The organism is Ralstonia sp. TCR112, from assembly GCF_007997035.1.
GTDB lineage: Bacteria > Pseudomonadota > Gammaproteobacteria > Burkholderiales > Burkholderiaceae > Ralstonia > Ralstonia edaphi.
This window is the reverse complement of the sequence record NZ_VOSS01000179.1, coordinates 1-18,529: the sequence shown is the minus strand read 5'-3', so window position 1 is coordinate 18,529 and position 18,529 is coordinate 1. Positions and strand designations below refer to the sequence as shown.

At 66.0% G+C, this 18,529-nt stretch carries 11 protein-coding genes and 1 pseudogene; 9 read left to right on the top strand and 3 right to left on the bottom strand.

Going from position 1 to position 18,529, the window contains the following annotated elements:
* Positions 1-1,071, top strand: a 1,071-nt coding sequence (locus tag FUT88_RS26355) for a hypothetical protein (RefSeq protein ID WP_186829264.1), incomplete at its 5' end; no start/stop codon positions are given.
* Positions 1,068-2,096 (top strand): Rieske 2Fe-2S domain-containing protein, encoded by a 1,029-nt coding sequence (locus FUT88_RS25080; protein WP_147214711.1) that lies wholly within the window; start codon positions 1,068-1,070, stop codon positions 2,094-2,096. The genes FUT88_RS26355 and FUT88_RS25080, both read left to right, overlap by 4 nt.
* Before the next feature lie 10 nt (positions 2,097-2,106).
* On the opposite strand, the gene FUT88_RS25075 is transcribed toward FUT88_RS25080, so the two are convergent.
* Positions 2,107-2,454: a GFA family protein gene (locus FUT88_RS25075; RefSeq protein ID WP_147214712.1), complete on the bottom strand. Its 348-nt coding sequence runs from the start codon at positions 2,452-2,454 to the stop codon at positions 2,107-2,109.
* 205 nt (positions 2,455-2,659) lie between these two features.
* Here FUT88_RS25075 and FUT88_RS25070 point away from each other — a divergent pair, with 205 nt between their 5' ends.
* The 7 genes from FUT88_RS25070 (at position 2,660) to FUT88_RS25030 (ending at position 15,748) form a co-directional block, all read left to right on the top strand.
* A complete protein-coding gene (locus FUT88_RS25070) occupies positions 2,660-3,145 on the top strand; it encodes a cupin domain-containing protein (RefSeq protein WP_147214713.1) in 486 nt (161 codons plus the stop codon).
* A gap of 94 nt (positions 3,146-3,239) precedes the next feature.
* Positions 3,240-4,334 (top strand): uroporphyrinogen decarboxylase, encoded by a 1,095-nt coding sequence (gene hemE / locus FUT88_RS25065; protein ID WP_147214714.1) that lies wholly within the window; start codon positions 3,240-3,242, stop codon positions 4,332-4,334.
* 590 nt (positions 4,335-4,924) lie between these two features.
* Positions 4,925-7,222, top strand: a complete 2,298-nt coding sequence (locus FUT88_RS25060; protein WP_147214715.1) for a primosomal protein N' — start codon at positions 4,925-4,927, stop codon at positions 7,220-7,222.
* 710 nt (positions 7,223-7,932) lie between these two features.
* The gene (gene putA / locus FUT88_RS25045) at positions 7,933-11,916 is read left to right on the top strand and encodes a trifunctional transcriptional regulator/proline dehydrogenase/L-glutamate gamma-semialdehyde dehydrogenase (RefSeq protein WP_147219244.1); all 3,984 of its coding nucleotides are present in this window, start codon (positions 7,933-7,935) and stop codon (positions 11,914-11,916) included.
* A gap of 130 nt (positions 11,917-12,046) precedes the next feature.
* Entirely contained in the window at positions 12,047-13,180 is a 1,134-nt protein-coding gene (locus tag FUT88_RS25040; RefSeq protein ID WP_147219242.1) for a branched-chain amino acid ABC transporter substrate-binding protein, read from the top strand.
* Positions 13,181-13,378: 198 nt separating this feature from the next.
* Positions 13,379-14,602 carry a cation:proton antiporter gene (locus FUT88_RS25035; protein ID WP_147219240.1) on the top strand — a complete coding sequence of 408 codons (1,224 nt, stop codon included), beginning with the start codon at positions 13,379-13,381 and terminating at the stop codon, positions 14,600-14,602.
* Positions 14,603-14,611: 9 nt separating this feature from the next.
* Positions 14,612-15,748, top strand: a complete 1,137-nt coding sequence (locus FUT88_RS25030) for a YbdK family carboxylate-amine ligase (protein WP_147219238.1) — start codon at positions 14,612-14,614, stop codon at positions 15,746-15,748.
* Positions 15,749-15,767: 19 nt separating this feature from the next.
* Here FUT88_RS25030 and FUT88_RS25025 read toward each other — a convergent pair whose 3' ends face one another.
* A complete protein-coding gene (locus tag FUT88_RS25025; RefSeq protein WP_147219236.1) occupies positions 15,768-16,283 on the bottom strand; it encodes a GNAT family N-acetyltransferase in 516 nt (171 codons plus the stop codon).
* A gap of 14 nt (positions 16,284-16,297) precedes the next feature.
* Positions 16,298-18,351, bottom strand: a pseudogene (locus FUT88_RS25020) (OPT family oligopeptide transporter).
* Positions 18,352-18,529: the final 178 nt, after the last annotated feature.

The window sequence follows — 18,529 nt, the reverse complement described above, 5'->3', positions numbered from 1 at the left end:
CGCGGGCAGGCGTCGCAGCCGTTCGTCGCCAACTTGGTGACGCAGGTCGACGTGGTGGAGGCTGGCGGTCTGCCGCTGCCCGTGACCATCAACGGCAGTGAGGATCGCGCCGACCATGCCGAAAACGCCTGGGTCTGCTCGCCCATCACCACGTACGGCCGCTATGCGGCGGAAGAATCCGAGCGATTGATGCCGCGCATGCTGCGGCCGGTGCTGCGCGGCGCCATTGGCCTGGCCGATGCGTGGATGCGGCATGCGCAGCTCGACCGTGCGGTGGCCGTCAACAACTGGCTGGTCAGTACGAACCTGTATCCATCGGCGGCGGCCTTCGATCTGGAAGCGCTCGCGCGAACATGCCGCGAGCGCTGGCCGGACCGCGCGATCTGGCTGCGTTCGCTCAACACGATCCAGCACGCCGACTGGCTGCGCGCCGCCACGGCTGCCGGCTTCGATTTGATCCCCACGCGGCAGGTCTATCTGTTCCTGCAGTTGCAGCGTGCGTCGCGCGTGTCGGAACTGCGTCGCGATCTGCGGCGGGACCTCAAGCTGCTCGACGCGACGCCGCTGACCTTCGTGCCGCACGACGCCTTGACCGACACCGACTTCGCGCAGGCCGAGCGGCTCTATGCGCAGCTCTATCTCGACAAGTATTCCGCGCTGAACCCGCGTTACACCGCAGCGTTTCTTCGCGCGTGGCACGCGGCAGGGCTGCTCGAATGCGCGGGTTTTCGGGATGCGCAGGGCGTGCTGCGCGCGGTGGTCGGCGTGTTTGGGCAAGGGCCGTTGCTGACCGCGCCCATCGTCGGCTACGACACGACGTGGCCCCAGCAAGCAGGGCTGTATCGCCTGCTGATGGCGCACGTGCTGCGCCTGACCATCACGCGCGATGCCGAGTTGAACCTGAGCGCTGGCGCCGCGCACTTCAAGCGCCTGCGCGGAGGCGTGCCGGCCATCGAGATGAGCGCCGTCTACTGCAGGCATCTGCCACCCGCCACGCGCCGCGCCGTCGCCGTGCTGCGCACCCTCACCACCCGGATCGGCGTGCCGATCATGCAACGCTTTCAGTTATGACTGCCTGGAACGCCACGCTGCTGCGCGGCTGGTATCCCGTCGCCGAGGCGAACCGCCTGCGCGACAAACCGATGCACGTGACCGTGTTTGGCCGCGCGGTGGTGCTCGCGCGCTTGCCCTCCAGCGGCTTGCTTGCGCTGGACGATCGCTGCCCGCATCGGCATGTGCCGTTGTCCGACGGCCAGCTCGTTGGCGAGACACTGCAGTGCAAATACCACGGTTGGACGTTCGGCGCCGACGGCCGCTGCACCACCATGCCGGGCCTGTGCCCAGGCGCCGCCGTGCCCGCCGTGCAAGTGAATGCGTGGCAGGTGTTCGAGCACGACGGGCTGATCTGGATGAGTGCACGGCCGCCGGGCGAAGCTGCGCCTGCGGCCTTGCCGGCGTTCCTGCAGCGCTTGCCGCCCGGCAGCCGCCGCTTTCTGTGGAGCACGCTGTGGCAGGCACGCCCCGCCGACGCGCTGGAGAATTTTCTTGACCCGCTGCACACGCATCTCGTGCATCCGGGTCTCGTGCGCAGCCATGGCGCGCGCCAGCCGATGACGGTGACCGTCGCCCAGTCGGCAGATGGCCTGCAGGTCGACTACGCCGGCCAGCCGCAGCAAAGCGGTCTGCTGTACCGCCTGTTCGAATCGCCGCGCACGATGGAGCGTGCGCATTTCGGTATCGCCGCGCCTTCCACCGCCCAGCTCGAATACCGCTACGCCAACGGCAGTGCGCTGTATTTCACGCTGCACTTCACGCCCGAAGACGAGATGCGCACGCGCCTGTTCGCCACGCTGCATGTGGAAAACCGCTGGGCGCCGGCCTGGGCCGTGCGCTGGCTCGTCTGGCCGTTCCTGTATCGCGTGGCGGAGCAGGACCGCCGCATCGTGGAAGCGCAGGCCGCCAACAGCGCACGCTTTGGCCGGCAGGACGGCATGTCGACCGAACTCGATCTCGTGCGGCCGATGCTGGATGCGGTGTGGATGCCGAACGGCAAGCCGGTGGAGGCCGGCGAGCGCGTGATGCAGATGTGGCTGTAGCGCCGCGCTGCTACATCGACCGCCCGTCGAAGTGGGTGACCGGCACACTGGCCAAATCGATGTCTTCCAGACAGCGCACGTTGACGGCAATCATGGGCGTGCCGTCGGGCATGACGCCCTCGGCATACGGATGGATGCCGCAGGTGGGGCAGAAGCGGTGCTTGATGACGTGCTTGCGGAAGAGGTAGGTGCTTGCGTTGTCTTCCGGCGTCAGCAGCCGCACCTTGTCGCGCGCCACGAACCACAGCAGCGAGCCCTTGCGCTGACAGATGGAGCAGTTGCACGCCATCGCGCTTTCCGGATGGCCTTCGACTTCGAATGCGACCTTGCCGCAGTGGCAGCTTCCCTTGTGTGTCATGCCGGTCTCCTGTGATGTCGTTTTGTGGCGGGCTTGGCGCGGTCCACTATAGGCGAGCCGGTTTGGGAGCGGCGCCCCGGTTTCTCGGGAATCGCCCTAGGTCTACGCGGCCGCATGCCGATGCGACAATCGCCGCGAGTCGGTCAAGCGACCGCGCCACACGGACTGCCGCGCCTTGACGGCGGCCGCGTCATGAGGAGCCATCATGCATCGCCATCGTCCTGTTGCTGTGATTCGAGCGATTTCCGCTGCCGCTATCTTTGCCGCCGGTGTCGGCGCGTTTGCGCAAGTGCCAGAACCGGCGGCGGCATCGGCTCCGGCCTCGGCACCGCCGCTTGCGGCGCAGATCGTCAACATGGGCGGCATGACGCCGGACGAAATCGGCCCCGTCATCGCCGAGATGGGTACGCTGCGCACCAAGACGCTGGTCACGGCGGCCAACGGCACGGTGGGCGTCCAGGTCGGTACCGTCGCCAAGCACACGCATACGTACGCCGACGAAATCCAGTACGTGATGTCGGGCACGGCCACCGTCTGGCTCGACAGCGCGCCGCGGGAAGTCCGGGCGGGCGATCTGGTCGTGATTCCGCGCGGCGTGGTGCACGGAACACTGACCACCAGCCCGGATTTCAAGTCGATGGCGATCAAGCTGCCGCCGCAGCGTGCGGGCGATACGCACAAGGTGCCGTGATATCTGCGTCGTGATTGGCGACGGGTTGGCCTGGGTCAGGGAAGGATAAAAACACCATCCCTTACAATGGCGCCCTCCTCAAGAGTCCATCGCCATGTCCGCCCCGCTCGCCAACGACACCTTCCTGCGCGCCCTGCGCCGCCAGCCGACCGACTACACCCCGCTGTGGCTGATGCGCCAGGCGGGCCGCTATCTGCCTGAGTACAACGCCACGCGTGCGCGGGCCGGCAGCTTCCTCGGCTTGGCCAAGTCGCCTGCGTACGCGACGGAAGTGACGCTGCAGCCGCTGGACCGCTACCCCTTGGACGCGGCAATCCTGTTCTCCGACATCCTGACCGTGCCCGACGCCATGGGCCTGGGGCTGTCGTTCGCGCAAGGCGAGGGGCCGCGCTTTGCCAAGCCGGTGCGCACGGAAGCCGATGTGGCGGCGCTGTCCGTGCCGGACATGTCGTCGCTGCAATACGTGTTTGACGCCGTGGCGGAAATCCGCCGTGCGCTCGTCCAGGACGGCCGCCAGCGGGTGCCGCTCATCGGCTTCTCGGGCAGCCCGTGGACGCTCGCCTGCTACATGGTCGAAGGCGGCGGTTCGGACGACTTCCGCACCGTCAAGTCGATGCTCTACGCGCGCCCGGACCTGATGCACCGCATCCTGGAGATCAACGCGCAGGCCGTGATCGACTATCTGAATGCACAGATCGATGCAGGCGCACAGGCTGTGCAGGTGTTCGATACCTGGGGCGGAGCGCTGGCCGATGGCATCTACCAGGAGTTTTCGCTGGCCTACATGGCCCGCGTGGTGAAGGGTATTCGCCCCGGGGCCGACGGCCAGCGCGTGCCGGTCATCCTGTTCACCAAGGGCGGCGGCCTGTGGCTCGAAGGCATGGCCGAGACCGGTGCTGACGCGCTGGGCGTGGACTGGACCGTCAACCTGCAGCGCGCTCGCCAGCGAACGGCGGGCCGCGTCGCCTTGCAAGGCAACCTGGACCCCACCGTGCTGTTTGCCGAGCCGGAGGCGATTCGCGCGCAAGCGCGCCGCGTGCTGGAAGACTACGCAGCCGGCGGTGGCAGCGATGGCCACATCTTCAACCTCGGCCACGGCATCTCGCAGTTCACCCCGCCCGAAGCCGTATCGGTGCTGGTGGAGGAGGTGCACAGCTTCAGCCGCGCGCTGCGGTCGAAAGCGAAGTAACACGATCAAGATCAATGCTGCAGTGCGATAGCGTTTGAATCGTGCCGCAATAGTGCGTGAAGTCGGGGGCACGGGTGGAATCTTCGCCGCTTTGGTGCAGTAGGGGTGAGTGACTACTCGCGTGCCGGTGGCCCCATCTGGCCCCAACGGGGTGTCAAGCGATTTATTTCGCGCTTTCTGGTGCGTAAGCCGGCTGTCAAGACTTGACTTATGCACAAAGCTGTCGCGGCTGGTTCTTTCCGCGGCGCAACAGGGGCGGCTCTGTGCACGCACCGCATAAGTGTTTGATTTTTCTGAAAGAAAGCCGCGTGCGCGTAAATCGTGCAAGCTAGAAAAACAGCGCGTCTACCGGCCTTCGCGGGCGCAGCGGCCGACTTTTCAACAAAGTTATCCACAGGCCGTGTGGATAGGCCGGAAAACGGTCGCCGATCAGGGCGCCAAGGCATAAACCTCAAGTAGTACTTGAACATTGAACCGACCATGGCAATGGCTGTGAAGGCAAGGTGAGATGGGCAAGACGCATTTCCCAGGTGCAGGATGCGCCGCTGCATCGCAACAAACTCTTTGCAATTCAACCGTTTGCGCCAAGCATGACCACCGCCCACGTCGACGCCGCGTTTTCTGATGCCCAGGTGTCGGCTGCCATTGCGCGTGTGGTGATCGATACACCGCTCGATGCCGTGTTCGATTACCGGTGCGGGCAACCTGTGCTGGTTGGGCAGCTCGTGGTGGTGCCGTTCGGCAACAGGCGGGTGGTGGCGTTGGTGGTCGAAACTGCCGCAACCACCGATGTTCCGCAAGAAAAGCTGCGCGATGTGGAGCGGGTGCTGGCCTGGGTGCCGCCGCTCGACGCCGAATGGCGGGCGCTCGCCGAATTTGCTGCCGGTTACTACCACCGTGCGCTCGGCGAGGTGACGTTGCCCGCGTTGCCGCCGTTGTGGCGCACGCCGGGCAGCTGGGACAACCTCGCCCGGCAGGCCAACGAAACCGTCTACGTGATGTTTGAACCGGCGCGGGCCGCGTTGCTCGACAGCGTTCCGAAACGTGCGTCCGGCGCCATGCGCCTGGCCGAAGCACTGACCGGCGATGGCGAGCTGTCCACCAGCGCCGCCGTTGAATTGCACGGGCAAGCCGTCGCCAAGCTGCGGGACTGGACGACCGTCGGCTGGCTGCGCGCAGAACTGCGGCCGAAGGCGCTGCTGCCGCAACCGCTCGAGCTGCCGGCGCCTTCCGTCGCGCCCGCCCTGAACGACGAACAGGCCGCCGCCGTGGCGGCCATCGCCCAGGCCGGGGCGGCGGGTACCTTCAGCCCCTTCCTATTGTTTGGCGTGACCGGAAGCGGCAAGACCGAGGTCTACCTGCACGCCATCGCCGACGCCTTGGCGCGCGACCCCGCCGCGCAGGTCCTGATGCTGGTGCCCGAGATCAACCTGACGCCGCAGCTGGAGGCGCGCATTGCGGCGCGTTTTCCCGGCGTGCCCATGGCCGCGCTGCACAGCGGTCTGGCCGAACAGCCGCGCGCGCTGAACTGGCTGGCCGCGCATCGCGGTGAAGCGCGCATCGTGCTCGGCACGCGGCTGGCGATGCTGGCGTCGCTGCCCAACCTCGCGCTCATCCTTGTCGATGAGGAGCACGACACGTCGTACAAGCAGCAGGAGGGTCTGCGTTATTCCGCACGCGACCTGGCGCTATGGCGTGCCAAGCAGCGCAACATCCCCGTGGTACTGGGCTCTGCCACGCCGTCGCTGGAAACCTGGTGGCGCGCCGAGCAGACGGCTACGACGCGCCTGACGCTCTCGCAACGCGCGCAGGCAGAAGCGGTGCTGCCGCGCGTGTCGCTCATCGACCTGAACCTGGAGCGCCGCGCCGGGCGTGCGATTCGTGATGGGCTGTCCAAACCGCTCGTCGATGCGATTGCCGATCGCCTGGCGCGCGGCGAACAAAGCCTGCTGTTCCTCAACCGCCGCGGCTACGCGCCTGTGCTGTCCTGCGACGCCTGCGGCTGGCTGTCGGGCTGTCCGCGCTGCTCGGCGTACCTGGTGCTGCACAAGCCGGAGCGGCGCCTGCGCTGTCACCACTGCGGGTACGAATCGCGCATTCCGCATCACTGCCCCGACTGCGGCAACGTCGACATCGCCCCGCTCGGGCGCGGCACCCAGCGCATTGAAGAAACGCTCGGCGAGCTGTTTCCGCAGGCCCGCGTCGCCCGCATCGACGCCGATTCCACCCGCCGCAAGGGCAGCGCCGAAGCGCTGTTCGACACCGTGCACGAAGGCGGCGTCGACATCCTGATCGGCACGCAGATGGTCGCCAAGGGGCACGACTTCCAGCGCGTGACGCTGGTGGGCGTGGTCGCGCCCGATTCCTCGCTGTTCTCGCACGACTTCCGCGCGGGAGAGCATCTCTTTGCCTCGCTGATGCAGGTGGCGGGCCGCGCGGGCCGGGCCGGCTTGGCCGGCGAGGTGCTGATTCAGACGCGGTATCCCGACGCACCGGCGCTGCAGGCGCTGGTTCGGCACGACTACGACGGTTTTGCGCGCCAGCTGCTGCGGGAGCGCAAACAGGCCGGGCTGCCGCCGTTTGCCTATCAGGCGTTGTTGACCGCAGAGCACAAGGAAGTCGCACGCGCGCTGGAGTTTTTGGGCGCCGCGCGTTCGGCTGGTGAAGCCTTGGCCGCTGAATTGGGCGCGCCGGTGTTTTTGCATGATCCGGTGCCGATGACGATGGTGCGCCTGGCCAACCGCGAGCGGGCGCAGTTGCTGGTGGAATCGGGTTCTCGCGCGGCTTTGCAGAAGCTGTTGACTGCCTGGACTGAGGGGTTTGCGGGGATTGGCAAGACTGTGAAGGGGGTGCGGTGGCAGTTGGAGATTGATCCTTTGAGGATTTGAGCGTTGGTGGTCCACCTCCCTTTCGTTCCCTGCCGGGACCGACTCACTTTTCTTTGTCTTGCCAAAGAAAAGTAAGCAAACAGAAGGCGCGCCCGAGATGGCGAAAAGATTCCTTGAATTTGCGTAACCGGGCGGAGGTGGGGAAAACTCGCTGCGCTCAGACAGTTCCCCACCTTTTTTCCGCCCGCTTACGAAAATTCAAGGCGCCATCAAGGGCTCAACGTCAAAAGAAAAAGGCCAACCCGTCGCGAGGTTGGCCTTGTCTTTTGGGCTTGTGTCCAGATGGTGTGGCTTTTGTCCTTTGACTTTCCTGCCCTAGATGGCGCCTTGAATTTCTGTTGCAGGGAGGAAAAAGAGGGGGAAACTGTCTGAGCGAAGCGAGTTTTTCCCGTCTCCGCCCGGTTACGGAAATTCAAGGAATCTTTCGCCATCTCGGGCGCGCCTTTCTTTTGCCTACCTTTCTTTGGCCAAGACCAAAAGAAAGTAAGTCAGCCCCGGCAGGGGATGAAACAGGGGATGCACCACAAACAAAAAAACCAGCCATAAAGTCACCCCAAAAAGGCCCCCACAGCCCTCTGCGGTTGCACCCCAATCTACCCATTTCGAACCAAGGGGTTTCACTAGGTTGCACCTTCCGGATCGCCAGGCGTATGATCCGCCCAATTTGCCGGCCACAAGCCAGGCAATGGCAGCTCTGGATAGGAACCCACATGGCTACAACCACCCTCGGGGTCAAGCTGGACGATGCTTCGCGTGAACGCCTCAAGCGCGTTGCGCAGTCCATTGACCGCACGCCGCATTGGCTGATCAAGCAGGCGATCTTCACGTATCTGGATCAAGTGGAGCGGGGGCAGCTGCCAACTGATGCAAACGGCCCGGCGGCGGATGGCCTCCCGTCCGCCGCCGCAGCCGTCTCGGACGTGCACGAGGGTGACGAACCTGCGGTGCAACCGTTCCTCGAATTTGCGCAAAGCGTGCAACCGCAATCGGTGCTGCGCGCCGCCATCACCGCCGCCTACCGCCGGCCGGAAACCGAAGCCATTCCGATGCTGCTGGAGCAGGCCCGCTTGCCGGGCGCGCTCGCCTCGGAAGCCAAGCAGCTCGCACGGGACCTCGCGGGCAAGCTCCGCACGCAAAAGGTCGGCACCGGCCGCGAAGGTCTGGTGCAGGGCCTGATTCAAGAATTCTCGCTGTCGAGCCAGGAAGGCGTGGCGCTGATGTGCCTGGCCGAGGCGCTGCTGCGCATTCCCGACAAGGCCACGCGCGACGCGCTTATCCGCGACAAGATCAGCAACGGCAACTGGTATTCGCACGTCGGCCAGAGCCCGTCGCTGTTCGTGAACGCCGCCACCTGGGGCCTGCTGCTCACAGGCAAGCTGGTCGCCACGCATAACGAAGCCGGGCTGTCGAAGGCGCTCACGCGCATCATCGGCAAGAGCGGCGAGCCGCTGATCCGCAAGGGCGTGGACATGGCGATGCGCCTGATGGGCGAGCAGTTCGTCACTGGCGAAACCATTTCCGAAGCGCTGGCCAACGCGCGCAAGTTCGAGGCCGAAGGCTTCCGGTACTCCTACGACATGCTCGGCGAGGCCGCGATGACGGAGGAAGACGCCCAGCGCTACCTCGCGTCGTACGAGCAGGCCATCCGGGCGATCGGGCAGGCTTCGGGAGGGCGCGGTATCTACGAAGGGCCGGGCATCTCGATCAAGCTGTCGGCGCTGCATCCGCGCTACAGCCGCGCGCAATACGACCGCACGATCAACGAGCTGTATCCGCGCGTGAAGGCGCTGGCGATGCTGGCGCGTGAATACGACATCGGCATCAACATCGATGCGGAAGAAGCCGACCGCCTGGAGCTGTCGCTCGACCTGCTGGAGCGCCTGTGCTTTGCGCCTGAGCTGGCCGGCTGGAACGGCATCGGCTTCGTGGTGCAGGGCTACCAGAAGCGCTGCCCGTTCGTGCTGGACTACATCATCGACCTGGCGCGCCGCAGCAAGCACCGCCTGATGATCCGCCTGGTAAAGGGCGCGTACTGGGACAGCGAGGTCAAGCGCGCCCAGGTTGACGGCCTGGAGGGCTATCCGGTCTACACGCGCAAGGTCTACACCGATGTGTCGTACCTGGCCTGCGCGCGCAAGCTGCTGGCCGCGCCGGAGGCGATCTTCCCGCAGTTCGCCACGCACAACGCGCACACGCTGGCGGCCATTTACCACATGGCCGGCCAGAACTATTACCCCGGCCAATACGAATTCCAGTGCCTGCACGGCATGGGCGAGCCGCTGTACGAGCAGGTCGTCGGCAACAAGCCGGGCAAGCTGAACCGCCCGTGCCGCATCTACGCGCCGGTCGGTACGCACGAAACGCTGCTGGCCTACCTGGTGCGCCGTCTGCTGGAAAACGGCGCCAACACCTCGTTCGTGAACCGCATTGCGGACGAGTCGATTCCTCTGGACGACCTCGTCGCCGACCCGGTGGCCGTGGTGGAAAAGATGCACGCCGATGAAGGGACGCTCGGCCTGCCGCATCCGAAGATTCCGCTGCCGCGCGACCTTTACGGTGACGTGCGCGCCAACTCGTCGGGCATTGACCTGGCGAACGAGCAGCGCCTGGCGTCGTTGTCGTCCGCCCTGCTTGCCGGCACCAGCACCGTCTGGACGGCCGAGCCGACCATCGGCGATGCGCCGTACGTGGGCGGTACGGCGCAGCCCGTGCGCAACCCGGCCGACCTGCGCGATGTGGTTGGCCACGTGACGGAAGCGACTGAAGCCGACGTCGATGCCGCACTATCGGCCGCCGCTGCTGTCGCGCCCATCTGGCAAGCCACGCCGCCCGAGGCACGCGCCGCGCTGCTGGACCGCGCCGCCGACCTGATGGAAGGCGAGATGCAGCACCTGATGGGGCTGATCATCCGCGAGGCAGGCAAGACGCTGTCCAACGCCATCGCCGAAGTGCGCGAGGCTGTCGACTTCCTGCGCTATTACGCGGCGCAGGTGCGCGGTGGGTTCTCCAACGACACGCACCGCCCGCTGGGCCCGGTGGTCTGCATCAGCCCGTGGAACTTCCCGCTGGCGATCTTCACCGGCCAGGTCAGCGCCGCGCTGGCCGCCGGCAACCCGGTGCTGGCCAAGCCCGCCGAGCAGACCCCGCTGATCGCCGCCCAGGCCGTGCGCATCCTGCGCGAAGCGGGCGTGCCGGCCGGTGCCGTGCAACTGCTGCCGGGCCGCGGCGAGACCGTCGGCGCCGCGCTGGTGAAGGACACCCGCACCAAGGGCGTGATGTTCACCGGCTCGACCGAAGTTGCGCGCATCCTGCAGCGCACGCTGGCCGGTCGCCTGGATGCCAACGGTGCGCCCATCCCGCTGATTGCCGAGACCGGCGGTCAGAACGCGATGATTGTCGATTCGTCGGCGTTGGCCGAGCAGGTGGTGGCGGATGTGCTGTCGTCTGCGTTTGATTCAGCGGGGCAGCGTTGCTCGGCGCTGCGCGTGCTGTGCCTGCAGGATGACGTCGCCGACCGCGTGCTGGCGATGCTCAAGGGCGGCATGGCCGAACTGGCGATGGGCAATCCGGATCGCCTCGCCACCGATGTCGGCCCGGTGATCGACGCCGAAGCGCGCGACAACATCGTCGGCCACATCGAAGCGATGCGCGCCAAGGGCCGCCGCGTGCATCAGGCACCTGTGCCGGCCGCATGCGCGCACGGCACCTTCGTGCCGCCGACGGTGATCGAGCTCGACAGCCTGTCGGACCTGACGCGTGAGATCTTTGGCCCCGTGCTGCACGTGGTGCGCTGGAAGCGTACCGCCGACAACACGGGCCTGACCAAGCTGATCGAGCAGATCAACGGCACGGGCTACGGCCTGACGCTGGGCATCCACACGCGTATCGACGAAACCATCGCGCACGTGGTCGATCGCGCGCATGTCGGCAACCTGTACGTGAACCGCAACATCGTGGGCGCCGTCGTGGGCGTGCAGCCGTTCGGCGGCGAAGGCCTGTCGGGCACGGGCCCCAAGGCCGGCGGCCCGCTGTATCTGCTGCGTTTGCTGTCGACGTGCCCGCAGGACGCCATGCGCACCGCCCTGCAACTCACCGCAGGTGCCGGTACGGAGGTCGATACCGATGCGCGCCGCGCGCTGCTGGCGCCGTTCGACGCGCTGACGGACTGGGCACGCAAGCAGTCGACGGCGCAGTCGGCCGATCTCGCGGCGCTGTGCGAACGCCTGGCTGCAGCCTCGGCCACGGGCGCCACGGCCACGCTGCCGGGCCCGACGGGCGAGCGCAACACCTACACGCTGCTGCCGCGCGAAGCGGTGCTGTGCGTGGCGGCCGATCCGGCGGACTGGCTGCGCCAGTTGGCGGCCGTGCTGGCTGTTGGCAGCGTGGCGGTTGTGCAGGAAAACCCTGCCATCGAAGCGGTACTTCGGGGCTTGCCGGCGGCAGTACAATCGCGCGTCCGCGTGGTCGGGTCGACCGACGAAGCGGTGTTTGATGCGGTGCTGCACCACGGCGATTCGGATCATCTGCGCGCCATCTGCGAAGGACTGGCACGACGTGCCGGCCCGATCGTGGGGGTGCAAGGCCTGCCGCACGGCGGGGAAGGGCTGGCGCTGGAGCGCCTGCTGATCGAGCGTTCGCTGTCGGTCAATACGGCCGCCGCGGGTGGCAACGCCAGCCTGATGACCATCGGCTGACGGGGAGCACGAGCAGGATTCGCAGCACCATCCGCACGACGGGTACGGATGGCGCGCGAAGCGGGAGGAGGGCGACGGTGATCCCGTCGCGCTATTGATCCAAATTGCGTTTGAACTAGGAGACGCACAAATGAAATTGAAGCAACTGTGTCTGGCGGCAGCACTGTGCGCGCTTGGTAGCGCGGCATCGGCCCAGGAAGTCATCAAGCTGGGCTACGCCGGCCCGATGACCGGTCCTCAAGCCCAGTACGGCAAGGACATGCAGAACGGTCTGACGCTGGCTGTGGAAGAGTTCAACGCCACCAAGCCGAAGATCGCGGGCAAGGACGTCAAGTTCCAGCTGATCTCGGAAGACGACCAAGCTGACCCGAAGACCGGCACCACCGTCGCACAGAAGCTTGTGGACAGCGGCATCAAGGGCATGCTGGGCCATTTCAACTCCGGCACGACCATCCCGGCTTCGCGCATCTATAACAATGCCGGCATCGCAGAAATCGCGATGGCCACGGCACCGGAATACACCAAGCAAGGCTACAAGACGACGTTCCGCATGATGACCTCCGACACCCAGCAGGGCTCGGTGGTCGGCACGTACGCCGTCAAGAAGCTGGGCTACAAGAACATCGCCATCGTCGATGACCGCACGGCTTACGGCCAAGGTCTGGCGGACGAGTTCGAGAAGGCCGCCAAGGCTGCCGGCGCCACGATCGTGCGTCGCGAGTTCACCAACGACAAGGCCAGCGACTTCAAGTCGATCCTCACGCAGATCAAGGCCAAGAAGCCTGACGCCGTGTTCTACGGCGGTGCGGAAGGCCAGTCGGCTCCGCTGGTCAAGCAGATGCGCGAACTGGGCATGAAGTCCACGCTGATGTCGGGCGAAATGTCCAAGACCGACGACTTCATCAAGCTGGCCGGCGCGCAAGCCGCCGAAGGCGTGGTGTGCTCGCTGGCAGGTCTGCCGCTGGAGCAGATGCCGGGCGGCGCTGGCTACAAGGCCCGCTATGAGAAGCGCTTCGGCACGCCGGTGCAGACGTACTCGCCGTACGCCTACGACGGCGCGATGGCCCTGATGCAAGCCATGGTCAAGGCCGGTTCGTCGGACCCGAGCAAGTACTTGCCGATCCTGGCCGCGACCAACATGCAAGGCGTGACCGCCAAGCACTACGCCTACGACGACAAGGGCGACCTGAAGGACGGCGGCATCACCGTCTACAAGGTCACCGGCGGCAAGTGGACGCCGCTGGAAAGCGTCGGCGGCAAGTAATCCGACCGGCTCTCAGCCATTCGCAGTATGAAAACCGCCCTCCGGGGCGGTTTTTCTTTGCCGGCAGCCGGCGACTCCAAACGCAGAGTTGTCGCCTTCTGCGTCGAAAATCATCGATCTATTATTAAATATCGTGTAACGCGGCTCTAACGCGTGTCAGTGCTTGGCTGACTTTCCCGGATGAGGGCTTCGGGTACCATGTCGGCCATGACAGGACTTCACGATCTCTTCCCTTCGTGGCCGCCCGCTCCTGGCGGCCTTTTCTGGATCGGGCTGGCGCTGGTCGGCGCTGCCCTCTGCGGCGAGTTCGCGCGGGCGGCGCTGAAGCTGCCGCGCATCGTCGGCTATGCGGCGGCGGGGTTGGTAGCCGGTGTGCTCGGCCGCCCGCTCATCGACGCCGACATGCTCGACCAGACCCACATCCTGATCGAGATGGCGCTGGCGTTGGCGCTGTTCGAACTGGGGCACCGGCTGTCGTTCGAATGGCTGCGTGCCAATCGTTGGCTGTTGCTCACCAGCGGCTTCGAAAGCCTGCTGACCTGGGGCCTGGTCACCTGGGTGCTGCAGCTGTTCGGGGTCGCGACGCCGGTGGCCGTGGCCGCGGGCGCCATCGCGGTGGCCACGTCCCCCACGGTGCTCCTGCAACTCAAGAACGAACTGCGCGCCGAAGGCCAGGTGACGGAGCGACTGCTCTCGCTGGGCGCGCTCAACAGCATCTACGCCAGCGTGCTGGTGCCGCTCACCGCCGGCTGGCTGCATAGCGAATACGGTCATTGGGCGGCGGCGCTGATCCACCCGCTGTACCTGCTGGCAGGCTCCGTGCTTCTGGCCTGGGTGGTCGGCAAGGTCGGCCACGCGCTGTATCACCGCATGGCGGGTGACGATCACTACGCGTTCCTGGTGCTGGTCGGCCTGGTCCTGTTTGCTCTGGCGATGGCCAAGCTGCTGAAGCTGTCGGTGCCGCTGACGCTGCTGCTGGCAGGCGTCGTGTTCAAGCACCAGGATGATCATCCGCGCGTGTGGCCGTCGCACTTCGGCAGCGCGGGCAGCATCCTGATCGTGGTGATGATCGTGTCGCTCGGCCTGCCGCTCAAGGCATCGGATTGGGCGATCGGTGGTGTGGCGGCGGTGGCGCTGGTGCTGTCGCGCTTCATTGCCAAGCTGGCGGCCACCACGGCGCTGGGCTCGTTTTCGGGGCTGTCGATGCGGCAGAGCATTGCGCTCGGCCTGGCGCTCGGCCCCATGTCGGGATTGTCATGGTTGCTGATGCACGATACGGCGGCGCTGTATCCGCAGACCGGCGGGCCGCTGGCGGCCATCATCCTGTGCACGCTGGCGATCCAGCAGATTGCTGCGCCGATCCTGACTGCACGGTCCCTGCGCTGGGCGGGTGAGGTGCGGCAAGACAACGAACACCGCTAAGAGGCTTCCATGTCCCTCGAACCGTTCTCGAAATCCGAAGCACTCACGTTTGGCGTCGAGCTGGAACTGCAGCTCGTCAATCGTCATGACTACGACCTTGCTTCGGCGTCGCCCGACCTGCTGCGCATGCTCAAGGGCAAGGAATATCCCGGCGACATCAAGCCCGAGATCACCGATTCGATGATCGAGATCTCCACCGGCATCTGCCACAGCCACGACGAGGCGCTCTGGCAGTTGCGCGAAATGCGCGACCGCATGGCCGAAGCCGCCACGGCGCTGAACATCGGCATCTGCGGCGGCGGCACGCATCCGTTCCAGCAATGGAGCCAGCGGCAGATTTCGCAATCGCCGCGCTATCAGTACATCTCGGATCTGTACGGTTACCTCGCCAAGCAGTTCACGGTATTCGGCCAGCACGTGCACCTTGGCTGCCCGAATCCGGACGATGCGCTGTATCTGCTGCACGCCATGTCGCGCTACGTGCCGCACTTCATTGCGCTGGCAGCGTCGTCGCCATTCGTGCAGGGCGTGGATACAGGTTTTGCATCGGCGCGCATGAATTCGGTCAGCGCCTTCCCGATGTCGGGCCGCGCGCCGTTCGTGCTGACGTGGGATGCCTTCATCGCGTACTTCGACAAGATGCACGCCACCGGCGTGATCGAAAGCATGAAGGACTTCTATTGGGACATCCGCCCCAAGCCCGAATTCGGCACGATCGAAGTCCGCGTGATGGACACCCCGCTGACCGTGGAGCGCGCCGCCGCCATCGCCGCCTATATCCAGGCGCTCGGCCGCTGGCTGCTGCTCGATCGCCCGTTCATGCCCGTTGAAGACGACTACCTCGTCTACACCTTCAACCGCTTCCAGGCGTGCCGCTTCGGGCTGGCTGGCGAATACGTCGACCCGGCCACGGGCAATCGCGGTGCGCTGGCCGATCACATCCTGGAGACGAGCAAGGTGCTGTCGGCACACGCCGAGGCGCTGTCGTCCGAAGGCGCGCTCGACATGGTCCGGGAGGTGGTGGAGGCGCGCGACGCAGATGCCGAGTGGATCCGCGCGGCGCAACGTGAAACCCGCAACCTGCACGAGACCGTGCGACGTGGTTGCGGGCGCTGGACGCAGCAGGCGGCAACGCAGCCCGCCTGACGCATTGATCGAAGAACGGTCAGTCGTTGCGGATCGTTCCGGACGCGTCCAGCCGGCGCTGCATGAACACGAGGTCGAGCCACTGGCCGTGCTTGATGGCGGCCTCGGGCATGCGGCCCACTTCCTTGAAGCCGAGCTTTTCGTGCAGACGGATCGAGCCCGCATTGGCGCCGTCGATGGCGCCGACGATCAGATGCTTGCCCAGCGCCGCGGCGCGCTCGCACAGCGCCTCGACCAGCAGGCTGCCCAGCCCCTTGCCGCGCCAGTCGCGGTGAATGTGCACCGAATGCTCGACGGTGGTGCGAAAGCCCGGGTACGGGCGGAAATCCCCAAACGACGCAACGCCTGCGACTTGGCCGCCATCGTCGGCCACCAGCACCGGATACCCCTGCGTGGCGCGCAACGCCAGCCACGCGTTGCGGTCTTCCAGCGTGACCGGTGTTTCGGTGTAGATGGCGTTGGAGGTGGCAATCACGTCGTTGTAGATCTCGACGATGGCCGGCAGGTCGGCCTGCGTTGCGTCTCGGAGCAGCATGAGGCGGGATCGGGTCAATGAGTCGGGCGCACCGCCAGGACGCGGCGCGCGAAGGCCCAGCATACCAAGACGAACACGATCAGCCCAAGCCATTGCGCCGTGCCTTCAAATGACGCGCCCACGATCGCCAGCGGCGCATCCTTGCCCGTGGCGCCGATGATGGCCGCCATCAATACGCCCACCAGGCTTTCGCCGACGATCAGGCCCGACGCCAGCAGCACGCCGTGGCGGTTCGGCACCTCGGCATAGCGCGCGTACGGCACGCCGGCCGCCTGTGCGCGCTTGGCAAGAATCTTCTCGATGACCCACGCCAGCACCGCGCCGGTGACGAGGACCGTGCTGATCGTCGGCGGCAGGTAGATGCCGATGCCGACCGCCAGCACCGGCAGCCGGGCAACACCGCCACGCTGCTTGAGCGCCCAGTCGACGGCGATGAGCAGCACGCCGATGACGATGCCCGCAATCACCATGTTCCATTCCAGCTGGTGCGTGAAGATGCCGGTGGCAATGGCCGTCATGAGCGTCGCCTGCGGGGCGGACAGCGCCTGCGCGGCGTCCATGCCGGCACGCGGCAGCGCCCCCGGGAAGCCATACGCGTTGTACAGCAGCTCCAGCACCGGCGAGATGACCGCCGCACCCGCCACGCAACCGATCAGCAGCGCCACCTGCTGGCGCCACGGCGTGGCCCCGACGAGCCAGCCGGTCTTCAGGTCCTGCAGGTTGTCATTCGAGATGGTCGCCACGGCCACCACGGCCGACGTGGTAAAGATCGCCAGCGCAATGCCGAGCTTGCTCGCTTCGGGCGAACCCACGATGCCGTTGTCCGCGCCGATGGCCAACAGCAGCAACGACACCAACGTGATGGCGATGATGCCGATGCCCGAAATCGGGCTCGACGACGAACCGATCAGCCCGGCCATGTAGCCGCACGCCGCCGCCACCAGAAAGCCGAACACCACCGCAAAGATCACCGCGCAGGTGATCAGCGTCCAGCGCGAGCCGGCCGACAGCATGGTCGCGCCAGGAATGCGGCAAACGTGATCACCAGCACCACGACCATGGCCAGCGTCACCAGGAGGATCCAGCGCGGCGCCATGTCCTGCTCGGTGCGTAGCGCGCTATCGGTTTTCGGGCGCAGGCTGCCGAACGAACGCTTCACGCCTTGCACCACCGGGCCGATCAGCGTCCCCAGCGTCCACACGGCCGCCACCGCAATCACGCCGGCGCCGATAAAGCGCACCTGCGTGCGCCACACATCCGTGCCGAACGCAGAGAGCGCCTTGTCGGCCGGCATCGGCGTGATCGAGGTCAGATACGGCACGGCGATGCCCCAGGCGATCACCAGGCCCACCAGCATGGCCAGCCCGGCCACCAGCCCGATCAGATAGCCCGCGCCCAGCAGCGCCGTCGAAAAGCCCAGCGGCAAACGCACCACTGCGGCACCGGCGGCGAACCACCAGCTCGCGCCTTCGCCCAGCAAGCGCAGGCCGCTGGTAGCAAACGCCACGATGGCCGCGACGATGCCGCCCGCTGCCAGATCGCGCATGCCGGTGGCGGCGGGCACCGCGTCGTCATCGACGGCGTTTTCACCGTCCGCCGACTGGCCGCTGCCCACACGCAGGATCTCTGCCGCCGCCACGCCTTCGGGGTATGGCAGGTCGCTCTGCACGACCATCGCATGGCGCAGCGGGATCGTGAACACCACGCCCAGCATGCCGCCCGCCATGCACACTCCAAACGTTTGCCAGAACGGGAAACCTTGCCAGTGCCCGATCATCACCAAGCCGGGCAGGATGAAGATGATGGAAGACAGCGTCCCGGCCGCAGACGCCTGCGTTTGCACCATGTTGTTTTCGAGGATGTTCGTGCCGCCGAGCATGCGCAGCACCGCCATCGAAATGACCGCTGCAGGAATCGCCGAAGAGAAGGTCAGGCCGACCTTCAGGCCCAGGTACACGTTTGAAGCGGTAAAGATCACGGTGATGATCGCGCCAAGGATCATGCCGCGTAGCGTCAGCTCCGGCAGGGTCGCCGCCGGAATGTGCTTGGGAGGATGGAGGGATTGCATCCTGCGGGTCTCCAAAGAGGGGTCTCGTGGCGCGGATTATAGGAGTGGATGGGGGCGGGGGCGGGGTGGTTTTTTTGATGTGTGCTCTAGATTTGTTGTTTGTGGTGCATCCCTTGTTTCATCCCCTGCCGGGGCTGACTCACTTTCTTTGGTCTTGCCCAAAGAAAGTAAGCAAAGA